The 19816-nt window shown below is 73.1% G+C and carries 15 protein-coding genes; 13 read left to right on the forward strand and 2 right to left on the reverse strand.

The window, feature by feature from the left end; all coding sequences use genetic code 11:
- Window positions 1-56: 56 nt before the first annotated feature.
- Window positions 57-1442: a sensor histidine kinase gene (locus QSK36_RS16160; RefSeq protein WP_285782957.1), complete on the reverse strand. Its 1386-nt coding sequence runs from the start codon at window positions 1440-1442 to the stop codon at window positions 57-59.
- A 223-nt stretch (window positions 1443-1665) separates the two neighbouring features.
- On the opposite strand from QSK36_RS16160, the gene QSK36_RS16165 reads away from it, so the two are divergent.
- Window positions 1666-3018 carry an FAD-binding oxidoreductase gene (locus QSK36_RS16165; RefSeq protein WP_285782958.1) on the forward strand — a complete coding sequence of 451 codons (1353 nt, stop codon included), beginning with the start codon at window positions 1666-1668 and terminating at the stop codon, window positions 3016-3018.
- A 6-nt stretch (window positions 3019-3024) separates the two neighbouring features.
- Here QSK36_RS16165 and QSK36_RS16170 read toward each other — a convergent pair whose 3' ends face one another.
- Window positions 3025-3705 (reverse strand): DUF4097 family beta strand repeat-containing protein, encoded by a 681-nt coding sequence (locus QSK36_RS16170; RefSeq protein WP_285782959.1) that lies wholly within the window; start codon window positions 3703-3705, stop codon window positions 3025-3027.
- Window positions 3706-3850: 145 nt separating this feature from the next.
- On the opposite strand from QSK36_RS16170, the gene aceB reads away from it, so the two are divergent.
- From aceB to QSK36_RS16230, 12 genes are all read left to right on the forward strand, one after another.
- On the forward strand, window positions 3851-5440 hold the full coding sequence (gene aceB / locus QSK36_RS16175; protein WP_285782960.1) for a malate synthase A: 1590 nt from the start codon (window positions 3851-3853) through the stop codon (window positions 5438-5440).
- Window positions 5441-5464: 24 nt separating this feature from the next.
- Window positions 5465-6916, forward strand: a complete 1452-nt coding sequence (locus tag QSK36_RS16180; RefSeq protein WP_285782961.1) for an FAD-linked oxidase C-terminal domain-containing protein — start codon at window positions 5465-5467, stop codon at window positions 6914-6916.
- On the forward strand, window positions 6916-8181 hold the full coding sequence (locus tag QSK36_RS16185; RefSeq protein WP_285782962.1) for an FAD-binding oxidoreductase: 1266 nt from the start codon (window positions 6916-6918) through the stop codon (window positions 8179-8181). The genes QSK36_RS16180 and QSK36_RS16185 overlap by 1 nt, the downstream gene beginning before the upstream one ends.
- Entirely contained in the window at window positions 8181-9461 is a 1281-nt protein-coding gene (locus QSK36_RS16190) for a (Fe-S)-binding protein (RefSeq protein WP_285782963.1), read from the forward strand. The genes QSK36_RS16185 and QSK36_RS16190 overlap by 1 nt, the downstream gene beginning before the upstream one ends.
- A complete protein-coding gene (locus tag QSK36_RS16195; protein WP_182897551.1) occupies window positions 9458-10192 on the forward strand; it encodes an IclR family transcriptional regulator in 735 nt (244 codons plus the stop codon). Before QSK36_RS16190 ends, QSK36_RS16195 begins: the two co-directional genes overlap by 4 nt.
- Before the next feature lie 29 nt (window positions 10193-10221).
- Complete coding sequence (locus tag QSK36_RS16200) at window positions 10222-10440, forward strand: DUF2277 domain-containing protein (RefSeq protein ID WP_142558590.1); 219 nt, start codon at window positions 10222-10224, stop codon at window positions 10438-10440.
- Between the two features lie 74 nt (window positions 10441-10514).
- Window positions 10515-11183, forward strand: a complete 669-nt coding sequence (locus QSK36_RS16205) for a hypothetical protein (RefSeq protein WP_182897552.1) — start codon at window positions 10515-10517, stop codon at window positions 11181-11183.
- Window positions 11184-11439: 256 nt separating this feature from the next.
- Window positions 11440-13389, forward strand: a complete 1950-nt coding sequence (locus tag QSK36_RS16210; RefSeq protein ID WP_183538877.1) for an FHA domain-containing protein — start codon at window positions 11440-11442, stop codon at window positions 13387-13389.
- A 108-nt stretch (window positions 13390-13497) separates the two neighbouring features.
- Window positions 13498-14256, forward strand: a complete 759-nt coding sequence (locus QSK36_RS16215) for an RNA polymerase sigma factor (RefSeq protein WP_352240364.1) — start codon at window positions 13498-13500, stop codon at window positions 14254-14256.
- On the forward strand, window positions 14256-15284 hold the full coding sequence (locus QSK36_RS16220; RefSeq protein ID WP_285782964.1) for a CU044_5270 family protein: 1029 nt from the start codon (window positions 14256-14258) through the stop codon (window positions 15282-15284). The genes QSK36_RS16215 and QSK36_RS16220 overlap by 1 nt, the downstream gene beginning before the upstream one ends.
- A 66-nt stretch (window positions 15285-15350) precedes the next feature.
- Window positions 15351-16736: an SWIM zinc finger family protein gene (locus QSK36_RS16225; protein WP_285782965.1), complete on the forward strand. Its 1386-nt coding sequence runs from the start codon at window positions 15351-15353 to the stop codon at window positions 16734-16736.
- A complete protein-coding gene (locus tag QSK36_RS16230) occupies window positions 16733-19783 on the forward strand; it encodes a DUF6493 family protein (protein WP_285782966.1) in 3051 nt (1016 codons plus the stop codon). The genes QSK36_RS16225 and QSK36_RS16230 overlap by 4 nt, the downstream gene beginning before the upstream one ends.
- Window positions 19784-19816: the final 33 nt, after the last annotated feature.

Genomic DNA, 19816 nt, shown 5'->3' on the forward strand with positions numbered 1-19816 from the left:
GAGCACGGGCCTCGCCCCGGGAGCGACTCGGGCACGGGTCGCGCGGACGCGGGGGTTCAGCCCGGCGAGGCCGGCGGAAGCAGGAGCAGGAAGCAGGCGCCCCGGGGACTGTTCGTGATCATCAGCGCGCCGCCGTGGCTCTCCGCGATCTGGCGGGCGATGGGCAGCCCGAGCCCGGCGCCCCCGGCGCTCCCACCGCCCGCCGCGTCGAGCCGGGTGAAGCCCTGGACGCTCGTCCCGCTGCGATCGCGACCGCCGACCGCGCCGTCGTTGAGCACCTCCAGCACGGCGGCCCCCGCTCGGAACCGGGGATCGCCGTCGACAGGCGCCTCCCACCGCACGGAGACCGTCAGCCTGGACTCCGCACGCCGTTCGGCGTTGTCGAGCAGGCTCGCGATCAGCCGGTCGAGCCGGGCCCGGTCGCCCGTGACCGTCACACCGCTCTCGAGACGACGGACGACGTTCCGCGTGGGCCGGCGGGCGTTCAGCTGGGCGGCGACGAGTTCGCTCAGATCGAGCCGCTCGCGCTCGCCCGGCGCACACTCGTCCAGCCGGGTGAGCGTGCGCAGGTCGGCCGCGATCGCCTGGAGCCGGTCCAGGCTCCGCAGGACATCCCGTCCCAGCGTGTTCAGGTCGGTGTCCTCCGGTGCGAGCATCGCGCTCTCGATCTGCGTACGGATGGCGGTGATCGGGCTGCGGAGCTCGTGAGAGGCGTCGGCGGTGAAGCGGCGCAGCTCCTCGAACGCGCTCTCGAGCCGGTCCAGCGTGTAGTTCACGCTCTCCGCCAGGTGACGGATCTCGTCCTTCTCGACGTACACCGGAACCCTGCGGGCGAGGGTGGTTTTGTGGATCTCGTCGAGCTGGGTGCGGATCGCGTCGACCGGCTGGAGAGAGTGGCGTACGACCCGGTGGACGCCGTACACGACGGCGGTGGTGGCGACGACGGTCCCGCCGATCAGCAGTGCCACCAGACTCGGATAGACGTAGAACGGAACCGTCGGCACCGCGCTGTAGACGGTCCACGTGCCGTTGCGGTAGACCTGCTGCGCGACCACGATCTCGCACCGGTCGGGACCGAAGACGTGGTCGCATACGACGCCGATCGTACTCCGGCGGGGGGCCTTCGGCAGGAACCGGGCCATCGGCGGCCTGCCCTGCAGGTCCGCGGTCGCCGCGACGACCCTGCCGTCGGGATCGACGACCTGGATGGGGCGGATCAGGGTGGGCGAGATCGACGGAAGCGGGTTGTCGACCCCTCCCCGGTCCAGACGGTACGCGATGAGGTCGCCGGCGGCGGTCGCCTCCCTGATGAGGTTATGGGTGTTCAGCCGGTGGAGTGCGAACATCAGGACAGCGGAGAACAGAAGGCACAGGACGGCCACACTCCCGCCGGTGATCAGCGACAGGCGGGTGTTGATCGGCCATATTCCGGCTCGGTTCACGTGGGCGCCAATCAGCATCGGGCTTAAACGGTCATCTGCCCCAAACCTCCTCTCCGCGCCTCCATCGACAGGTGAAGAATTCGTATCGACGGCGGTGGAACTCGGCACCAAAGGTGCCCGGCCGGCAGGACAACTAGCCCGTTCCTGGCCGATTCCTAATCGATCGCAAACCTTTTGCTTCATGCTCTGAATCGACCCGAAACACGTGAAGCAGGAGGAGAACGTGACAACCCTGGGAACCGACCTTCGCCGTACGGTACGCGGGCAGGTCCTCGTCCCCGGCGACGACGGCTTCGAGACCGCGCGGCTGCCGTGGAACCGGGCGGTCGACCAGCGGGTGGCCGCGGTCGTGGAGGTCGAGGACGCGGCCGACGCCGCCGCCGTGGTCCGCTGCGCGAGGCTGGCCGGCCTCGCCGTCGCGGCGCAGCCGAGCGGACACGGCGCCACCACCCGCCTCGACGGGACGATCCTGCTGCGCACCGGACGGTTGCGCGGCATGGAGGTCCTGCCGGAGCGGCGGACCGCCCGCGTCGAGGCCGGCGTGCAGTGGGGCGAGTTGCTGACCGCGACCGGCAAGCACGGGCTGACCGGCCTGCCCGGCAGCTCTCCCGTCGTCAGCGTCACCGGCTACACCCTCGGTGGCGGACTCGGATGGTTCGCCCGCAGGCACGGCTGGGCGGCCGGCGCCGTACGTTCCTTCGAGGTGGTCGGCGCCGACGGCACGCAGGCCCGCGTCACGGCCGATTCCGACCCCGATCTGTTCTGGGCGCTGCGCGGCGGCGGGGGCGACTTCGCGCTGGTGACGGCGATGGAGCTGGACCTGCACCCGGCGCCGCTGCTGTACGGCGGGCGCATGCTGTGGCCCGCCGAGCGGGCGCCCGAGGTGCTCGCCGCCTACCGGGAGGTGACCGCGGCGGCGCCCGCGGAGCTGACCGTCTGGTTCGCGATGGTGAAGTTCCCGCCGGTGCCCCAGGTGCCCGAGCCGCTGCGCGGACTCGCCGCGGTCGCGGTGGACTCGACGTTCCTGGGCGGCGAGGAGGAGGGGCGCGATCTGCTCCGGCGGTTCGAGGACATCCCCGGCGTGCTGAGCGACAGCCGTGCGGCGATGCCCCTGGACGCCCTGGGCGGCATCTGCGCCGAGCCGACGCAGCCGGTGCCCGGCGCGGGCCGCGGCGAACTGCTGACCGGGCTCGGCGACGCCGTGGCGGACGACCTGCTCGCGGCCGTGGGCGACGTCGCCCCCCTGACCACGGTGCAGGTGCGCCACCTGGGCGGCGCGCTGAGCCGGCCCGCCGACGGCGGCGGGGCGTGCGGGCACATCGCCGAGCCGTACCTGCTGAACATGATCGGGCCGGTCATGTCGCCGGAGGGCGGGCAGGCGGTCACCGCGCGGCAGTCGGAGATCGCGCGGGCGATGGCGCCGCACACGACCGGCCGCAAGCCGTTCACCTACCTGAACGGCGCTGAGAAGGCCGCCTCCGCGTTCGACGCGGACACGCTGGCCCGGCTGCGTGAGATCAAGCGCCGCCGCGACCCCGACGGCGTCTTCCGCGCCAACCAGCCGGTGCTCGCCTGACGGCGATCACAGCTTGTGCACCTCGGCGTCGCCCGATCCGGTCCTGATCGTGATCGTGTGCGGCGCCGAGGCGTCGTGCGCCACCTCGACCTTGCGGTCGCCGCTTCCCGTCGACGCGTTGACGTTGTAGACGCCGTCCGGCACCCAGAGCCGGCCGTCGCCCGACCCGGTCACGGCCTGCACGTCCGTAGGGACGGCCGAGAACCTGAGGGTGATGTCCCCCGAGCCCGTGCGGGTGTTGACCTGCGTGGCGGCGAGCCCCCGCGCGTCGACGTCGCCCGAGCCGGTGGAGGCGTTCACCTGGCCGGTCAGGTCGCGCAGCGTGACGTCTCCCGATCCGGTGTGGATCTTGACGGTGAGACCGCGCGGCACCTCCACCTTGTAGTCCACCGAGCAGTTGCCGCACTTGTACGCCAGCGTGAGCGTGTCCCCGTCGACGGAGTGGCCGTTCGCGGGTTTGTCCCCCCGCCAGTGCAGGGTCTCGGTGACGTGGACGCCGGACCTGTCGCTCTCGTTCACCACGACGTCGCCGGAATCGGTGCGGGCGTCGAGGACGGCCACCTTGTCCGTCACGTCGTAGGACTCCACGGCCTGCTGCCCGCCGAAGCCGATCCGCACGTCGCACGCCGCGACGAGCAGGCTCATGCCCAGGACGGCCCCCGCGACGGCCATCGTCTTGTGTCTCATGCACCGATCCTCGGCCATGCGTGCGGCGTCTCCCATCGGGGAATCCCCGGACCACCCCCTGAGGAATCCCTTGCGTTGACCCCCGGCCGCCTCCTGAAGTAGCGTCGATTCCACGATTCAGAACTATTTTTCCGGAAGGTGGAAAATGACGGAAGGCGTCGAGATCAAAGGCCCCCTGCTGGACCGGTTCGACGAGATCCTCACTCCCGAGGCCCTCGGCTTCGTGGCCACCTTGCAGCGCGAGTTCGACCCCAGGCGCAGGGAACTGCTCGCCGCGCGCCAGGCGCGGCAGGAGGAGCTGTCCGCGGGCGGCATGCTCGACTTCCTTCCCGGGACCGCCCACGTCCGCGAGTCCGAGTGGCGGGTCGCCCCGCCCGCCCCGGGGCTGGAGGACCGCCGGGTCGAGATCACCGGGCCTGTCGACCGCAAGATGACGATCAACGCGCTCAACTCCGGCGCCAAGGTCTGGCTGGCCGACTTCGAGGACGCCAACTCTCCGACCTGGGAGAACACGATCAACGGGCAGCTCAACCTGCGCGACGCCCTCGACCGCACGATCGACTTCGAGTCCGGCGGCAAGACGTACGCGCTGCGCCCGGACGAGGAGCTGGCCACGATCGTGGTCCGCCCGCGCGGCTGGCACCTGCCGGAAAAGCACATCCTGGTGGACGGCGCGCGAATGTCCGGGTCGCTGCTCGACTTCGGCCTCTACTTCTTCCACTGCGCGCAGCGGCAGATCGGCAAGGGCCGCGGGCCGTACTTCTACCTGCCGAAGATGGAGTCGCACCTGGAGGCACGCCTCTGGAACGACGTGTTCGTCCGGGCCCAGGAGCTGCTCGGCGTCCCCCAGGGGACGATCCGGGCGACCGTACTCATCGAGACCTACCCGGCCGCGTTCGAGATGGAGGAGATCCTCTACGAGCTGCGCGAGCACTCCGCGGGCCTCAACGCCGGCCGCTGGGACTACCTGTTCAGCGTCATCAAGAAGTTCCGCACCCGGGGGCGGGAGTTCCTGCTGCCCGAGCGCAACGCGGTGACGATGACCGCGCCGTTCATGCGGGCCTACACCGAACTGCTCGTGCGCACCTGCCACAAGCGCGGCGCGCACGCGATCGGCGGCATGGCGGCCTTCATCCCCTCCCGCCGCGACCCCGAGGTCAACAAGGTCGCGCTGGAGAAGGTGCGAGCCGACAAGACCCGCGAGTCGGGCGACGGCTTCGACGGCTCCTGGGTGGCCCACCCCGACCTCGTGCCGATCTGCCGGGAGGTCTTCGACGGTGTGCTCGGCGGCCGGCCCAACCAGCTCGACCGGCTACGCGAGGACGTCCACGTCACGGCCGAGGACCTGCTGTCGGTGTCCAAGACCCCCGGCGAGATCACCGAGGCCGGGCTGCGCAGCAACGTGGACGTCGGCCTGCGCTACCTGGCGGCCTGGATGGGCGGCAACGGCGCCGCGGCGATCCACAACCTGATGGAGGACGCGGCGACGGCCGAGATCTCCCGCTCGCAGGTCTGGCAGTGGATCCACAACGACATCACGCTGGCCGACACCGGCGCGGTGGTGACACGGGAGCTCGCCGAGCGGATCATCGAGGAGGAGCTGGCCGGGATCGCCGCCGAGCCGGGCTACGACGAGAAGCTCTACACGCAGGCCACGGCGCTGTTCAAGGAGGTCGCCCTTGACGACGACTTCGCGGAGTTCCTTACGCTTCCTGCGTACGAGCGGATGCCGTGACGATGTGAGGGGAAGCGGGAGCCGATGTCCGAGCTCGAACGGCTGACGGCACGGCTGGCGGCCGTGCTCCCGCCGGACGCCGTCGTCACCGACCCCGTGCGGCTGCGCACCTACGAGTGCGACGGGCTGACCCACCACCGGGCGACGCCCGGGGTGGTCGTGCTGCCGGAGGCGGCCGAGCAGGTCGCCGCGGTCGTGCGGCTGTGCGGCGAGCACGGCGTGCCGTTCGTCGCCCGCGGGTCGGGCACCGGCCTGTCGGGCGGCGCCCTCCCCCGCACGGACGGCGTGCTGATCGTCACCTCCCGCATGCGGCGGATCCTGGAGATCGACATCCCGAACCGCCGGGCCGTGGTGGAGCCCGGGGTGACGAACCTGGCGATCACCGAGGCGGTCCGCGACCGGGGGTACTACTACGCCCCCGACCCCTCCAGCCAGCAGGTCTGCTCGATCGGCGGCAACGTGGCGGAGAACTCGGGCGGCGCGCACTGCCTCAAGTACGGCTTCACGGTCAACCACGTGCTCGCCGCCGAGATCGTCACGCCGGACGGGGAGATCGTAGCGCTGTCGGACCGGGACCCGGGCTACGACCTGCTCGGCGCGTTCATCGGCTCGGAGGGCACGCTCGGCATCGCCACCAAGATCACCGTACGGCTGTCGCGAGCGCCCGAGGCGGTCACGACCCTGCTCGCCGCCTTCACCGGCATCGAGGCCGGCGGGCACGCCGTGTCGGCCATCATCGCGGCGGGCGTCGTGCCCGCCGCCATCGAGATGATGGACGCGCTGGCGATCGAGGCGGCCGAGGCCGCCGTCCACTGCCGCTACCCCGCCGGGGCGGGAGCCGTACTGGTGGTGGAGCTGGACGGCCCGCATGCCGAGGTGGAGCACCAGTTCGCGGCCGTGGAGCGCATCTGCCGCGACAGCGGCGCCTTCGAGATCCGGGTGGCCGCCTCCGCCGAGGAGCGGGCGGCCATCTGGAGGGGCCGCAAGTCGGCGTTCGCCGCCGTGGGCCGGATCAGCCCGGCGTACATCGTGCAGGACGGCGTGGTGCCGCGGACCGCGCTGCCGCGCGTGCTCGCGGGGATCGACCGGCTGCAGGAGGAGTACGGCATCCGCGTGGCCAACGTCTTCCACGCGGGCGACGGCAACCTCCACCCCCTCGTGCTGTTCGACGACGCCGTGCCCGGCGAGGCCGAGCGCGCCGAGGCCGTCAGCGGGCGCATCCTCGACCTGTGCGTCGAGCACGGCGGGTCGATCACCGGCGAGCACGGCGTCGGCGTGGACAAGGCCCGCTACATGCCCCGGATGTTCACCGAGGACGACCTCGACACCATGCAACTCGTGCGGTGCGCGTTCGATCCCCGGGGGCTGGCCAACCCGGGCAAGGTCTTCCCCACCCCCCGCCTGTGCGGCGAGGTGCCGGGAGTGCGCAGGGGCGCCCATCCCCTGGTCGAGGCCGGTCTGGCGGAGCAGTTCTGATGGACGCGCGGGACGCACTGGAGGCGACCGGCGTGGCCGTGCGCGCGGCCGGCGACGGAGACGAGGTCGCGGGCGTGCGGCCGCGCTGGGTGGCGCTGCCCGAGTCGGCCGAGGAGATCGCGGCCGTGATGCGGGTGTGCGCCGCGCACGACCTGGCCGCCGTCGCGACGGGCGGCGGGACCAAGCTGCACTGGGGCGCGCCGCCCGCCCGTTGCGACGTGCTCGTCGACCTGTGCTGCATGAACCGGGTGCCGGAACACGCGGCGGGCGACCTGGTCGTCCGGGCGCAGGCCGGGGTGACCGTGGAGGCGCTGGCGCGGACTCTCGCCGAGGGAGGCCAGGAGCTCGCGCTCGACGTGCCCGTGCCGGGCACCACGGTCGGCGGGCTGCTGGCCACCGGCATCGCCGGGCCGCGCAGGTTCCGCCACGGCACGGCCCGCGACCTGCTCATCGGCGTCACGGTCGTGCTCGCCGACGGCACGATCGCCAAGTCGGGCGGGAAGGTCGTCAAGAACGTCGCCGGATATGACCTCGGCAAGCTGTTCACCGGTTCGTACGGCACGCTCGGGATCATCGCGGACGCGACGTTCCGCCTCCATCCCCTGCCCGCCGCCCGCGCCTGGGTGACGGCGACGGTGGAACGCCCGGTGACCGAGACCGGACGGGTCATGTCGGCGGCCGACGTCCTGCTGACGGCGGTCCCCGCGGTGACCGAGTCGCCGCTGGAGCCGAGCGCGGTGGAGATCGACTGGCCCGACGTGGACGGCCCCTGCACGCTGGCGGTCCTCGTCGAGGGCGCCGCCGCGGCCGAGCGCGCCAAGACGCTGTGCGAACTGCTGGGCGAGACGGCGGAGGTGACCGAGGAGCCGCCACCCTGGTGGAACCGGCTTCCCTCGCCGAACGACGACGCCCTGCTCGAGCTCAGGATCGGGATCTCCTCGCTTCCCCACATGCTCCCCGCCCTGGGGGAGGCCGCCCACGTGTCGGGGGCACGGCCGGCGATCCGCGGCTCGCTCGCCGCCGGGACCCTGCACATCGGTCTGCGGGGCCTGCCCGGTGAGATCGCCGGATTCACCGGCCTGGCGCGTGACGACGCCGAGGGGATGTTCGGCGGCCGGGTGGTCGTGCTCGCCGCGCCGCAGGAGGCCGCGCGCCGCCTCGACCGGTGGGGACGCGTCGGCGCGCTGCCGCTGATGCGCCGGGTCAAGGAGCGGTTCGATCCCGATCGCCGGCTCTCCCCCGGCCGCTTCCTGGGAGGCATCTGATGGACCCCGAGCTGATCAGGGATTGCGTCCACTGCGGGTTCTGCCTGCCCACCTGCCCGACGTACGTGCTGTGGGGCGAGGAGATGGACTCCCCGCGCGGGCGCATCCACCTCATGGGGCAGCACGTCGACGGCACGCCGCTCACCGACGCGATGGCCGGCCACTTCGACGCCTGCCTGGGCTGCATGGCGTGCGTCACCGCGTGCCCGTCGGGCGTGCGGTACGACCGCCTGATCGAGCAGACCCGCGCGGTCGTCGAACGCGAGCACGTGCGCCGCCCGGACGAGCGCGCGATCCGCGCGCTGGTGTTCGCGCTGTTCCCCTACCGGCGCAGACTGCGGGCGATGCGGCTGCCCATGCGGCTGAGCAGGCGCCTGCAACCGTTCCTGGAACAGGTGCACCCCTCCCTCGGCGCGATGGCCGAACTGGCGCCCGGCGTCCCCCGGCCCGTACGGCTGCCGCCGCTGGTGCGGGCGAGGCGACGCCGCAGGGCGCGGGTCGGGCTGCTCACCGGCTGCGTGCAGGGCGAGTTCTTCCCGCAGGTCAACGCGGCGACGGCCCGGGTGCTCGCGCTGGAGGGCTGCGACGTGGTGATCCCGCCCCGGCAGGGCTGCTGCGGGGCGCTGTCGCTGCACTCGGGCCGCGAGGCCGAGGCGCGCGGGTTCGCCCGCCGCACGATCGCCACCTTCGAGCGGGCCGGAGTGGACGCCGTGGTGGTGAACGCGGCGGGCTGCGGGTCGAGTATGAAGGACTACGCCGAGGTGCTGGCCGGCGAGCCCGCCTGGGCGGCCCGTGCCGAGGCGCTGCGGACCCGCGACCTGGCGGAGTTCCTGATCGAGCTGGGACCTGTCGCCGAGCGCCACCCGCTGCCGGTCACGATCGCCTACCACGACGCCTGTCACCTCGCCCACGCCCAGGGCGTGCGCGCCCAGCCACGCGAGCTGCTGCGCGCGATCCCGGAGCTGGAGCTGCGGGAGGTCGAGGAGTCCGCCGTCTGCTGCGGATCGGCGGGCACCTACAACCTCTTCCAGCCCGAGGCGGCCCGGCAGCTGGGCGACCGCAAGGCCGAGCGCGTGCTCGCCGCCGGCGCCGACCTGCTGGTGTCGGCCAACCCGGGATGCACGATGCAGATCGCGGCCTCCGTCCGCAGGGCGGGCAAGGGGGAGATCCGGGTCGCGCACACGGCCGAGGTGCTCGACGCCTCGCTGCGCGGCCTCGAACCCGGCATGCTGGGACGGTCTCCGCAGAGGATGACACCGCCGAGGAGGAGGACGCGGTGAGCGTGCAGAGCGTCGACCGGGCGCTGGACGTGCTCGAGGCACTGTCCGAGCACGGCGGCCAGGCCGGTCTGTCGGAGATCGCCGCCACGACCGGCCTGCCGTACGGGACGATCCACCGGCTGTTACAGACGCTGCTGGCCCGCGGGTACGTCCGGCAGGAGTCCGACCGGCGCTACGCCCTCGGCGGCGCGCTCGTGCGGATCGGCGGCGTGGCCGAGCGGATGCTCGCGGTCTGGGCCGAGCCCTACCTCGCGAGGCTGGTCGAGCTGTCCGGCGAGACCGCCAACCTCGCCGTGCTGGAGGGCGACTACGTCGTCTACGTGGCCCAGGTGCCCTCGCCGCGCAGGCTGCGGATGTTCGCCGAGGTCGGCCGCCGGGTGCTGCCGCACAGCACGGCCGTCGGCAAGGCCCTGCTGGCCGGGCGGGACGACGCGGAGGCGGTGTTCCTGCGCACCGGGCTGCCCCGCCGTACGGACCGGACGATAACGGCGGTCGGCGAGCTGCTGGAGGAGCTCGGCCGGGTGCGCGCCCGGGGGTACGCGCTCGACCTGGGCGAGGAGGAGAGCGGCGTCCACTGCATGGCCGTGCCGGTCCACGACGGCGGGCGGACCTTCGCGGCGATGTCGGTGTCCGGACCGGCCGAGCGCATCGACGCGGTCGACCGCGAGGAGCTCGCCGCGATGCTGCGCAAGGTGGCAGAGGACTTCGGCACCGCCGTCTTCCATTCCTGACCGCGCCACGGATCGGCCAGTATGGGGTCATGTGCCGAAGCATCAAGACCCTGCGCCCGCCGTTCACCGACGAGGTGACCGAGGAGGACATCCGGGCGGCGGCCCTGCAGTATGTCCGCAAGATCTCCGGCTTCCGCGCGCCCGCCGCGCACAACGCCGAGGCGTTCGACCGCGCGGTCGAGGAGATCGCGCAGGCCAGCACGGCGCTGCTGGCCTCCCTCCAGGTCCGCGGCTCGGCCGCCCGATAGCACCGGAGTTCACGCACGGGGTCCGAGCAGGGGAGTCCAAGCCGACCACAAGTGCCGGGCGGGACAGTGGCCGCATGGGTATGATCTCCGACTTCCTCATGGCCCGGCGGCTGCGCAAGGGGCCCACGCTGCTGCTGCCGTACGCGCCCGATCCCGCGACCCTGCTGGAGACGGTGCGGCTGCACGACCCGCAGGCCGGGCCGTACGGGCGGGGCTTCAAGATCGGCGAGAACGTGGAGCTGCGCGGGCCGATCGAGCTGACCCCGGAGCTGGCGGCCAGGGCGGGCCTGCCGGCAGGCTGGGCGGCCGCGTTCTTCGCGCGCAACATCGACAGCGAGGCGGGCGGCGACTTCGCGCGCCCGAGCCTGCTCGTGCGGGGTCTGGCCGAGCGGCTCGGCGGCCGGGAGCACCCGGAGTGCCAGGAGCCGCCGGAGGACCTGGCCGAGGTCACCGGCGGGCGGCTCATCGCAGTGGACGAGGTGATCGGCCTGCTCGCGGACGACGTGCCCGGCCTGGCCGTCACGACGGTGACCGACGCCGGCACGACGCTGCTCACCAGCGCCGAGAGCCCGATCGAGGTCTTCGTCACCGAATGGGACGCCGACGACGTGACGTACGAGCTGTCCGCGGACGGCGGTTACGGCACGGACGTTCCCGCCGCCGCCCGGCGGGCCGCCCTCGCGATCGCCGAGCGCACGGGCGGGGTCGCCCGCGACCACAACGGCTTCCTCGTCACCGGGTGAGCACATCGGATGGAACCGGCCCGGCCGGTCCGGCCGAGTAGGGGCGGAGGGCGCCGAACCGAGCGACGCCGGGCTGATCGAGGCGTCGGTGACCACGCCCGGACTTCTCGCGTCTCTGCGAGTCCGTGGGACGCCGGCCCCCGCCTCGCTCGCGCAGGGGTGATTGCCTGTCCTGACTGCGGCGCTTTGCAGCAGACGGGAAGCGTGTCACGATTAATGATCGCATCGGCGGTTCCGAGGGAAAGGGGGCGGACCGGTGCCACCTGCGATCGTCGGGCATGAAGGTCCCCTTGCCGGTCAGCGTTTCCCGATCGACGACAAGCCGATCACCTTCGGTCGCAGAGGCGACAACAGTGTGGTGATAACGAGTGAGAGGGCCTCGCGCTTCCACGCGGAGGTGCGCCTCGAGGCCGAGGGCTACGTGCTGCTCGACCGGGGCAGCAGCAACGGGACGCTGGTCAACGGCAGGCGTGTCACCACGCATGTGCTCCGGCCCGGCGACACGATCGCCATCGGAGGGGAGACGTTCCGCTTCGAGGTGTTCGACGACGCCGAGACGGTCATGGACACCTCCCTGATGCAACGGTTCCGCCGGTCGTTCCCGGACGTCGAACCGGAGCAGGTCCTGCACGTCACCATCTCCGGCGGCGGGCCCGTCGGGCTGGCCTTCGCCCTGCTCCTCGAACACCTCATGGGGCACCGGGTCGCCATCACGATCTACGACGGCCGCTGGACCGAGGACGGGCCGCGGATCGTGTGGAAGAACGCCACGCAGGGCAACAACCGGCGGCAGCAGGTCGTGACGGTGCAGAGCCGCCAGTATCTGAACCTCCCGGAGGACGTCCAGTCGCGGCTGTTCACCGAGGGGTCCTACAGCGAGATGTGGCCGGCCGGTCCGGACTCGATCCGCGACCACCGCCCGCGGAACATCCGGATCGCCTACATCGAGGACACCCTGCTGGAGATGGCGAACGAGAGGTCCGCCCGCATCCGTCTGGTGCCCGAGGTATTCGACCCCGCGGAGCGCCAGGACGCCGTGGCCAAGGAGCACGTGCTCGCCATCTGCGAGGGAGGGCGCTCGCGGACCCGCGAGCACTTCACCGACAGGTTCGGCCGGGCCGACGACTCGATCTTCTCGCTCGACGGCCGGCACCTGCAGGACGTGGTGCTGGGGCTGCGGGTGAAGTCCAGCCTGCCGGACCCGGCGATCGTGCTGCTGACCGTGGCGCAGAACCGGTTTCTCCTGAACTCCCTGCGCGGCGAGGGCTTCCTGAACATGCGGCTCACCGACGACGAGGCCGCGGAGGTCGTCGGCATCGACCCCGTCCGGCACGTGTTCGAGGAGTGCGTCGCCTCCAGTCCCTGCCTGATGGAGCGCACCGAGGACGGCGACTTCCACTGCTCGACCCACCACACGCTGTTCCTGCCCGCCCTGATCAGGGGTTCGGCACTGTGGAGGCGGGCGAAGGAAGGGCTCGCGCTCTTCGGCGTCGCCGATGGCGACGTGAGCGCGGTCACCGCCTTCCGGCTGGACATGGTGCAGCGGCCGCGGTTCACCGCCCGGTTGTACTCCCCCACCTCGACCACCCCGGGGACGTACGGGTTCCTCCTGGGGGACGCGGCCAACGCGATCCACTTCTGGCCGGGGCGGGGCCTCAACAGCGGGCTGGCGTCGGCCATCTCGCTGGCCCGGTCGCTCAACCGCAACTGGCGCGGCAGGCCGTTGCGGGACGCCGACTTCGTACGGCACGAGGCGGCGATGTCGATGCTGCAGTATCGGCACAAGAGCCGCGCGTGGAACGCGATGGTGACCACCGACGAGCAGGGGGTCACCCGGGCGATCAAGGACACGATCGTCCAGGGCATCGAGGAGGGCCGCGCCGCCCCGGACAGGGAAGCGGACATCGACGCCCTGATGGAGCGCCTGCGGCAGATCCGCGACCGCCTGTCACCACGTGTTCCCGGCATGCCCGACGACGCGACCCTCATCCGGCACCTGCGCGAACTGCCGAGCGAGACGCTGCGTACCCTGCTGGTGAGCGGAGCCTGGGAGACGCTGACGGTCGGCGGCGAGGAGGTCGACATCGACATCTTCGACCAGCCGGTCTCCGTGGCGTCCCCCGTGGCGTCCCCTGTCGAGGGGGCGCTCGTCGCGCGGCAGGCGGACGGACAGACCAGACGGCCCGGCGGTACGCCCTCCGGCTGACGTCGCTCCGGCGACCCACGGAACCGGCCCGGGCCGTCCGGCGGAGTAGGGGTGAAGGGCGCGACGGCGCCCACGGAAGGAATCCCCTATGAACGGACAAATCGGGTGGTGAGGACGGTCTCCGGCGACACGCGCTTCCCCACGGTCGCCCCGGGCCGCGAGCCCGGCGGCTCCCGCGACGGCACGGACCCAGGATCCGGGACCCGCAGCGGGGCACGCGGCGTCGCCGGCACCCGGCTTTACGGCACCGGACCGGAGGGCGCCGGGCCGTCCGACACCGGGCCGTCCGACACCGGGCCGGATGGCGCGGAGCCGAGCGACGCCGGGCTGATCGAGGCGTCGCTGACGGTGCCCGAGCGGTTCGCGGGCGTCTTCGACCGGCACGCGGACGAGATCCACGCCTACGCCGGTCGCCGTCTCGGCCCCGAGCACGCCGACGACGTGACGGCCGAGACGTTCCTCGTGGCCTTCCGCAAGCGGCACCGCTACGACACCTCCCGGCCGGACGCCCGGCCCTGGCTGTACGGCATCGCCGGCAACCTCATCTCCGGGCACCGCCGGTCGGAGGTCCGCCGGCTGCGAGCGCTCGCCCGTGCGCCGCGCGACGCCGGCGAGCGCGGCGCCCACGAGGAGGAGCGCGGAGCGGAGCGGGCGAGCGCCGCCGCCCTGCGGCCCGCCCTGGCCGCCGCGCTGGCCGGGCTGTCGGCCGCCGAGCGCGACCTGCTCCTGCTGGTCGCCTGGGCCGACCTCTCCTACGAGGAGGCGGCCGAGGCGCTGAAGATCCCCATCGGCACGGTCCGCTCGCGCCTGCACCGGGTGCGCGCGAAGCTGCGCCGCCATCTCGACCTTCCCGAGGAGAACGTGTGATGACCGACGAGATCGACCTGGTGGCGCGTGAGCGGCCCGACGTCGCGCCCTACTCCCTGGCGGCGAAGGCGGCCGTACGGCGGCGGCTGGCCGACCCCGCGGGCCGTCCCGCCCGCCCGCGCCCACGTCCGTACCTGCTTCTGGCGGGCGGGACGGCGCTGCTCGCCGCGGCGGGCGTCGTCGCCGTCACCACCGTACTGACGGAACCGGAGGCCCGGCCGGCGAAGGTGAGCCCGGGAGTCGTGACGCTGCCGAAGGTGTCGGCCATGTCGGCCGAGGAGGTGCTGGGCAGGGCGGCCCGCGCGGTGACCGACCTGTCGCCGCGCGACGACCAGTTCGTCAAGGTCAGCTCGCAGACGATGTACGAGGCCGACGTGGTCGGCGAGGGCGAGAAGGAGTCGCGCTACCTCTATCGGACGAAGCGGACGATCTGGCTGTCCGCCGACGGCACGAGGGACGGCGCACTGAAGATCGAATATCTGGAGCCCCACGCCTACCCCGGGTGGCCGATCCCGCCGGAGGCGTACAAGGAGAAGGGCACCGAGTGGATGCGGCTCCCCGCCTGCAACAGCGTGCGGGACACCGCCTACACGAATCTGAAGAAGCTGCCCGCCGACCCGGAGAAGATGCGCGCCTACCTGTACGACCGGCCGCACGGCGACAATCCGCCCGACACGGGGGCGTGGACGGCCGTCGGCGACCTGCTGCGGGAGACGTACGTGCCGGCGCCCCAGCGCGCGGCGCTGTTCAAGGCCGCCGCCACGATCCCCGGGGTCACGGTGACCGAGAGCACCGAGGACGCCGCCGGACGGACCGGCATCGGCGTCGGCCGGGTCTCCGGCGGGGTGCGTGAGGAGATCATCTTCGACCCGGCCACCTACGAGCTGCTCGGGGAGCGCGGCGTCGTGGTGGACGAGAAGGAGGCGAAGGCGCCCAACGGCAGCCTGGTGGCCTCGACCGCGCAACTGGAGGTCACGGTCGACGACACCGCGCCCGAGGTGAACGACCCTCGCTCCGGCTGCCTCTGATCCCCCGTCCGTACGGCCCGCCGTACGGACGGCGATTTGTCGGTGGTGATCTCTAGCCTCCGGCACATGACAAACGCGACGCAGGCGTACAGCTACGCCGCGCCTTCGATGCTGGTGGACGGACGCCTCGGGCTCTCAACGTCCGGCGGCAAGGCCCTGAGCGGCCCCGCCGTGGCGCCGAGGTTCTTCAGCGGGGTGGTGACCCAGGCGGCGCCCGCGGCGGCGGCCCTGCTGGGCGTGGCCGACGTGGCCCTCACCCGCTATCACCAGCCGCGTCCGGGGTGGACACGCGATCCGGTCGTCACGTGCGGCGGCGACCGGCTGCGGTTCGAGTCGTTTTCCGCCTGCGGCGGCGTGTACGCCCGGCTCGACCTGCTCGAGAACGCCCTGGACGGCGAGGTGTTCGACCGGGGGACGACCAACGTCGACGTCAACGGCCCGCTGCGGGAGGCGCTGGCCCGGGTGGGCGCGCGCGACCCGCTGCACCTCGGGGTCGGCGCGGACGAGCTCACGGTGACCACGCTCGACGGCGCGGTGGTGGAGAAGAAGGTGCCGCTGCCCGAGCGGTGGCTGCGGGGGTTCGCCGAGGTCCAGGTGATCGCGGCCCGCATGGACCTGCGGGCCGAGCTGCACGGGATGAGCGCGGTGCGGTTCCTGCGGTCCCTGCCCAAGCGGGCGACGGCCGACCTGTGGGTCGCCCCCGCGGGCCGCGACCTGCGCGTCGCCGACCGGCCCGGCCCCGGAGCGGTGTGCCTGTCCGGCGTGGGCCGCCTGGCGACGCTGCTGCCCCTGCTCCGCTTCGCCAGGAGCCTCAAGGTGTACGGCCCGGCCGCTTCCGGCGGCCCGGCGTCGAGCGCGTGGGAGCTGGAGCTGCCCGGAATGCGCTACACGCTGGTCCTGTCGCCGGAGCGCTGGCGCGGCTTCTCCGGCGAGGGCGCGGTGCTGGCCGACCTCGCCACCGACGAGGCCGAGGCCGACGCCGACGTGGTGGGGATGCTGCTCAACTTCGAGCCCGAGGTGGAGATCGGCCTGCTGGCCGACCGCGCCGGGCTGTCCTCCACGCGCGTACGGGCCGCCCTCACCCAGCTCGGCACGGCCGGGCGGGTCGGCTACGACCTGTCCGAGGCGGCGTACTTCCACCGCGAGCTGCCCTACGACAGGGAGCACGTGCAGCACCTCAACCCGCGGCTGACGGCCGCGCGGGCGCTGGTCGAGGCCGGCGCCGTGGAGATCACGGGCGACACGGCGCGCGTACGGACCGACGGCGGGGTGCGGGAGGCCGGCCTGACCGACGGGTCGTGCACCTGCCCCTGGTGGTGGGACCACCGCGGCTCACGCGGGCCGTGCAAGCACGTGCTCGCGGCCAGGATCGCCTCGCGGTCCACCACGGAGACCGGCATGGAGACCGGTGTGGAGACCGGTGTGGAGATGAGTTCGGAGGCGGCCCGATGAGCGCTTGGCAGGAGGTGCGCGACCTCGTCACCGCACGTGAGACGAAGACGCTGGCCGACCGCGTGATCGCGCTCACCGAGGCCGAGCGCGCCGAGGTGGCGAGGCGGCTGCCGGGCTTCCTCACGGAGATGCGCGACACCGCCACGCAGATGGCCCGCGAGAGCCGAGGGGCCCACGACCTCGACGACGAGGACCCGTGGTTCGCCTGGGAGCGTCGCCGGACCGTGCGGGGCGCCCTCGCCGAGTTCGGCGCGTCCCTGCGGATCGCGGGTGCGGGGACGATCTCCGGGCCCGCCGCCGCGGCGGCCTGGCTGACCCGCCGCGAGCTCTACCCGGAGTGGGCGCCGGCCCCGGACCCGGCCGAGGTGGTCCGGGTGCTGGTCACCCGCCCGGCCGAGTGGCAGGCCGACGTGACGGGCCGGCTCGCCGGAAAGATTCGCAGGGCCGACGACGACCGGGGCGCCCCGCTGGTGCTCGCGCTGCTGCGGGCCTCCGCCGTGACACCGCCCCCGCACGACCCGCTCGTGGTCGCGTGGCTGACCGGCGAGGCGGCGGACGACGATCCGCTGCTCGGCGCGCTGCTGCCGCGGATCTTCGAGGCCGAGGGCGCGGGCCGCGCCCTGCGTGAGGAACGGCTCACGCCGTCGCCCACCCCGTGGCTCTCCCTGATCCGGCGGCTCCTGCGTGCCGGACGGGTGTCGCGGGCGGAGCTCCTGGACGGCTGCGTGAGCCGTTTCCTGCGCGGGGGCGACGCCGCGGACCTGCGCTTCTTCGTGCGCCTGCACGAGCTGATCGACCCGGCGCCGCAGGAGGCGGCCGAACGGGCCCGTGACTACCTGCGCCTGCTCCCCGCCGCCCCCGGCCCGGTCGCCGAGCTGGCCCTGACCCAGATCAACCGCACCGGCCCTCACGACGACGCCGACGTCCAGGAGGCGATCGAGGCGCTGACCTTCAGGCCCGAGGCCAAGCTGGCCCGCGCCGGCCTGACCCGGCTGGACCAGGAGGTGCGGCAGAGGCCCGCACGCGCCGGCGAACTGGTTCCCGCGCTCGTCACGGCGTTCGCTCACGCTTCCGACGACGTACGGCGGCGAGCCGTCCGGATCGCGCTCAAGCACGCCGCGGCGTTCGGCGCGGACGCGAAGCCGACCGCCGACGCGAAGCCGATCGCCGACGCGGTCCCGCTGCTGCCCGCCGATCTCGGCCGGGAGCTCGCCGCGGTGTTCGGCGGCGAGGTCGCGGCCGAGGAGACACCGGAGCCGTTCTCCCCCGCGCCGCTGCCGATCTTCCCCGAGCCCGGCCCGTTCCCCGCACCGACGGTGGACCGGACCACGGGGGAACTCCACGGGTGGGTGGCGTGCGAGCAGTGGCTCGCCGGCTTCGTCGCGCTGGTGGGCGAGAACCGAGCGGCCCTGCGCGAGACGCTCGCCCCCGTCTTCCGGGACTCCTTTCCCTACCTGTACGACACGGAGCGCTGGCTCGATCCGGACGCCTGGATCGCCGCCCTGGCGAAGGAGGTGATCGCTCCCGGCACCGATCCCGGCGTGCCCGATCCGGAGCCCGTCGATCCCTGGGCGGGGTCGAGCTTCTCCGTGCACGTCAGCGCCGTGCCGCCCGACGAAATGGACGGCCACGAGGCCGGGCCGGAAGACCAGGGCGGGCCGGAGGACGAAGAAGGCTCTGAGGACGAAGACGGCGCTGAAGACGAGGCCGCGCCCGAGCCGGCCTTCGGCGACCTGCCGGAGCACGTCCGGGAGGAGATCTTCCGCCAGATCCTTGAGATCGGGGTCTCCGCCGAGCGGGTGGCGGCGATGCGCGACGGGCTGCCCACGCCTGCGCGCGATCCCGGCGAGCCCGAGTTCAGCGTGCAGATCATGTACTCGGGCTTCCGGCCGCTGTACGGCACGCCGGAGGAGCCGGACCCCGCAGTGGAGTTCCGCCGCCGCAACCGGCTGCCGGAGCCCGCGCACGTCTCTCCGCCGCACATGTTCCTGCTGCACCGGCTCAGCGAGATCTACCGGGCGCTTCGAGAAGGGACGCCGCCGCCCGTCCTGCTGGCGACGCCGACGGTGCTGACCGGGCATCTCGACCCCGGCGTCCTGGTGGACCGGCTGGAGCTGTGCGCCGCCGCGGGCGCGGAACCGCTGCCCGCCGACCTGCAGCAGGCGCTGCTGCGGCTGCCGAGGGGGGCTCACCCCCTCGTCGCCGAACGCGCCGGACGCGTGGGATCACGGGCGGCGTCGGCCGTCGCCGCCTGGCTCGCCCGGGGCGGCCTGCCCGACCCGGAGGCGGGGCTGAAGTGGGGCTACATCGAGGGCGCGCACGAACACCTGTTCGAGGAGCGTGCCCCGGGGCACGTCGAGCAGGTGCGGCTGGTGCCGGTGCTGCGCGCGGAGCCGACCGGGCACCCTCTCATCGACGAGCTGCTGCGCGAGCCGTCGAAGTGGCGCTGGGACGATCACGGCTACGTCATGGGCTGGTGGCCGTCGATGCTCCCGTCGCACCGTGAGGCCGTCTCCGTCAACTATCTGCCCCACCTGCTCTACCAGTGGAACCACCCGGGGGTCTACCCGCCATACCTGGAGGCCGTGGCGGACGCCGACGGCCCACTCGGGCACGCGACCGCGCTCATCGTGGCCTACTTCCTGGCCGAGCGTCGCCCGGACCCGGTCCCTTTGCTGCTGCGGATGGCGAGCCGGGGAGTCCTGCCCGCCGAGGCGGTCGGCCGTCAGCTCGCGCTGCTGATCCGCCGCACCTGGTTCGAGTCCCGTCCGGTGCTGGCATCGCTGCGGGAGGCCGCGCATCAGGGGGCGCACGAGCAGGTGTGGGAGATCTTGAGGGCCCTGCTGCCGGATCTGCTGCCCGCTGCCGGAGAGCGGCCGAACGTCACTCATACCGAGGCGGTGACGCTCGCCGCCGACGTGGCCGCCTGGGTGGGCGCCCGCGGCGAGATCCCGGTCGTGTCGGCGCACGCCGCCACTGGCCGGGCGAGCCGGGGAAGCCGCTTCGCCCGGGAGTGCGCGCGCCTGCGTGACCTGCTCGCCGGATGACGCCAGGCGCCGCCGGAAGCGATCTCCCCTAAG

Source organism: Microbispora sp. NBRC 16548, assembly GCF_030268985.1.
GTDB classification, from domain to species: domain Bacteria; phylum Actinomycetota; class Actinomycetes; order Streptosporangiales; family Streptosporangiaceae; genus Microbispora; species Microbispora catharanthi.

Coding starts and splice junctions, on each gene's coding strand:
- QSK36_RS16190 (WP_285782963.1), top strand. CDS start 8,181: ATGGACCCCGAGCTGATCAGGGATTGCGTCCACTGCGGGTTCTGCCTG.
- QSK36_RS16220 (WP_285782964.1), top strand. CDS start 14,256: ATGACCGACGAGATCGACCTGGTGGCGCGTGAGCGGCCCGACGTCGCG.
- aceB (WP_285782960.1), top strand. CDS start 3,851: ATGACGGAAGGCGTCGAGATCAAAGGCCCCCTGCTGGACCGGTTCGAC.
- QSK36_RS16170 (WP_285782959.1), bottom strand. CDS start 3,705: ATGAGACACAAGACGATGGCCGTCGCGGGGGCCGTCCTGGGCATGAGC.
- QSK36_RS16180 (WP_285782961.1), top strand. CDS start 5,465: ATGTCCGAGCTCGAACGGCTGACGGCACGGCTGGCGGCCGTGCTCCCG.
- QSK36_RS16225 (WP_285782965.1), top strand. CDS start 15,351: ATGACAAACGCGACGCAGGCGTACAGCTACGCCGCGCCTTCGATGCTG.
- QSK36_RS16200 (WP_142558590.1), top strand. CDS start 10,222: ATGTGCCGAAGCATCAAGACCCTGCGCCCGCCGTTCACCGACGAGGTG.
- QSK36_RS16205 (WP_182897552.1), top strand. CDS start 10,515: ATGGGTATGATCTCCGACTTCCTCATGGCCCGGCGGCTGCGCAAGGGG.
- QSK36_RS16230 (WP_285782966.1), top strand. CDS start 16,733: ATGAGCGCTTGGCAGGAGGTGCGCGACCTCGTCACCGCACGTGAGACG.
- QSK36_RS16185 (WP_285782962.1), top strand. CDS start 6,916: ATGGACGCGCGGGACGCACTGGAGGCGACCGGCGTGGCCGTGCGCGCG.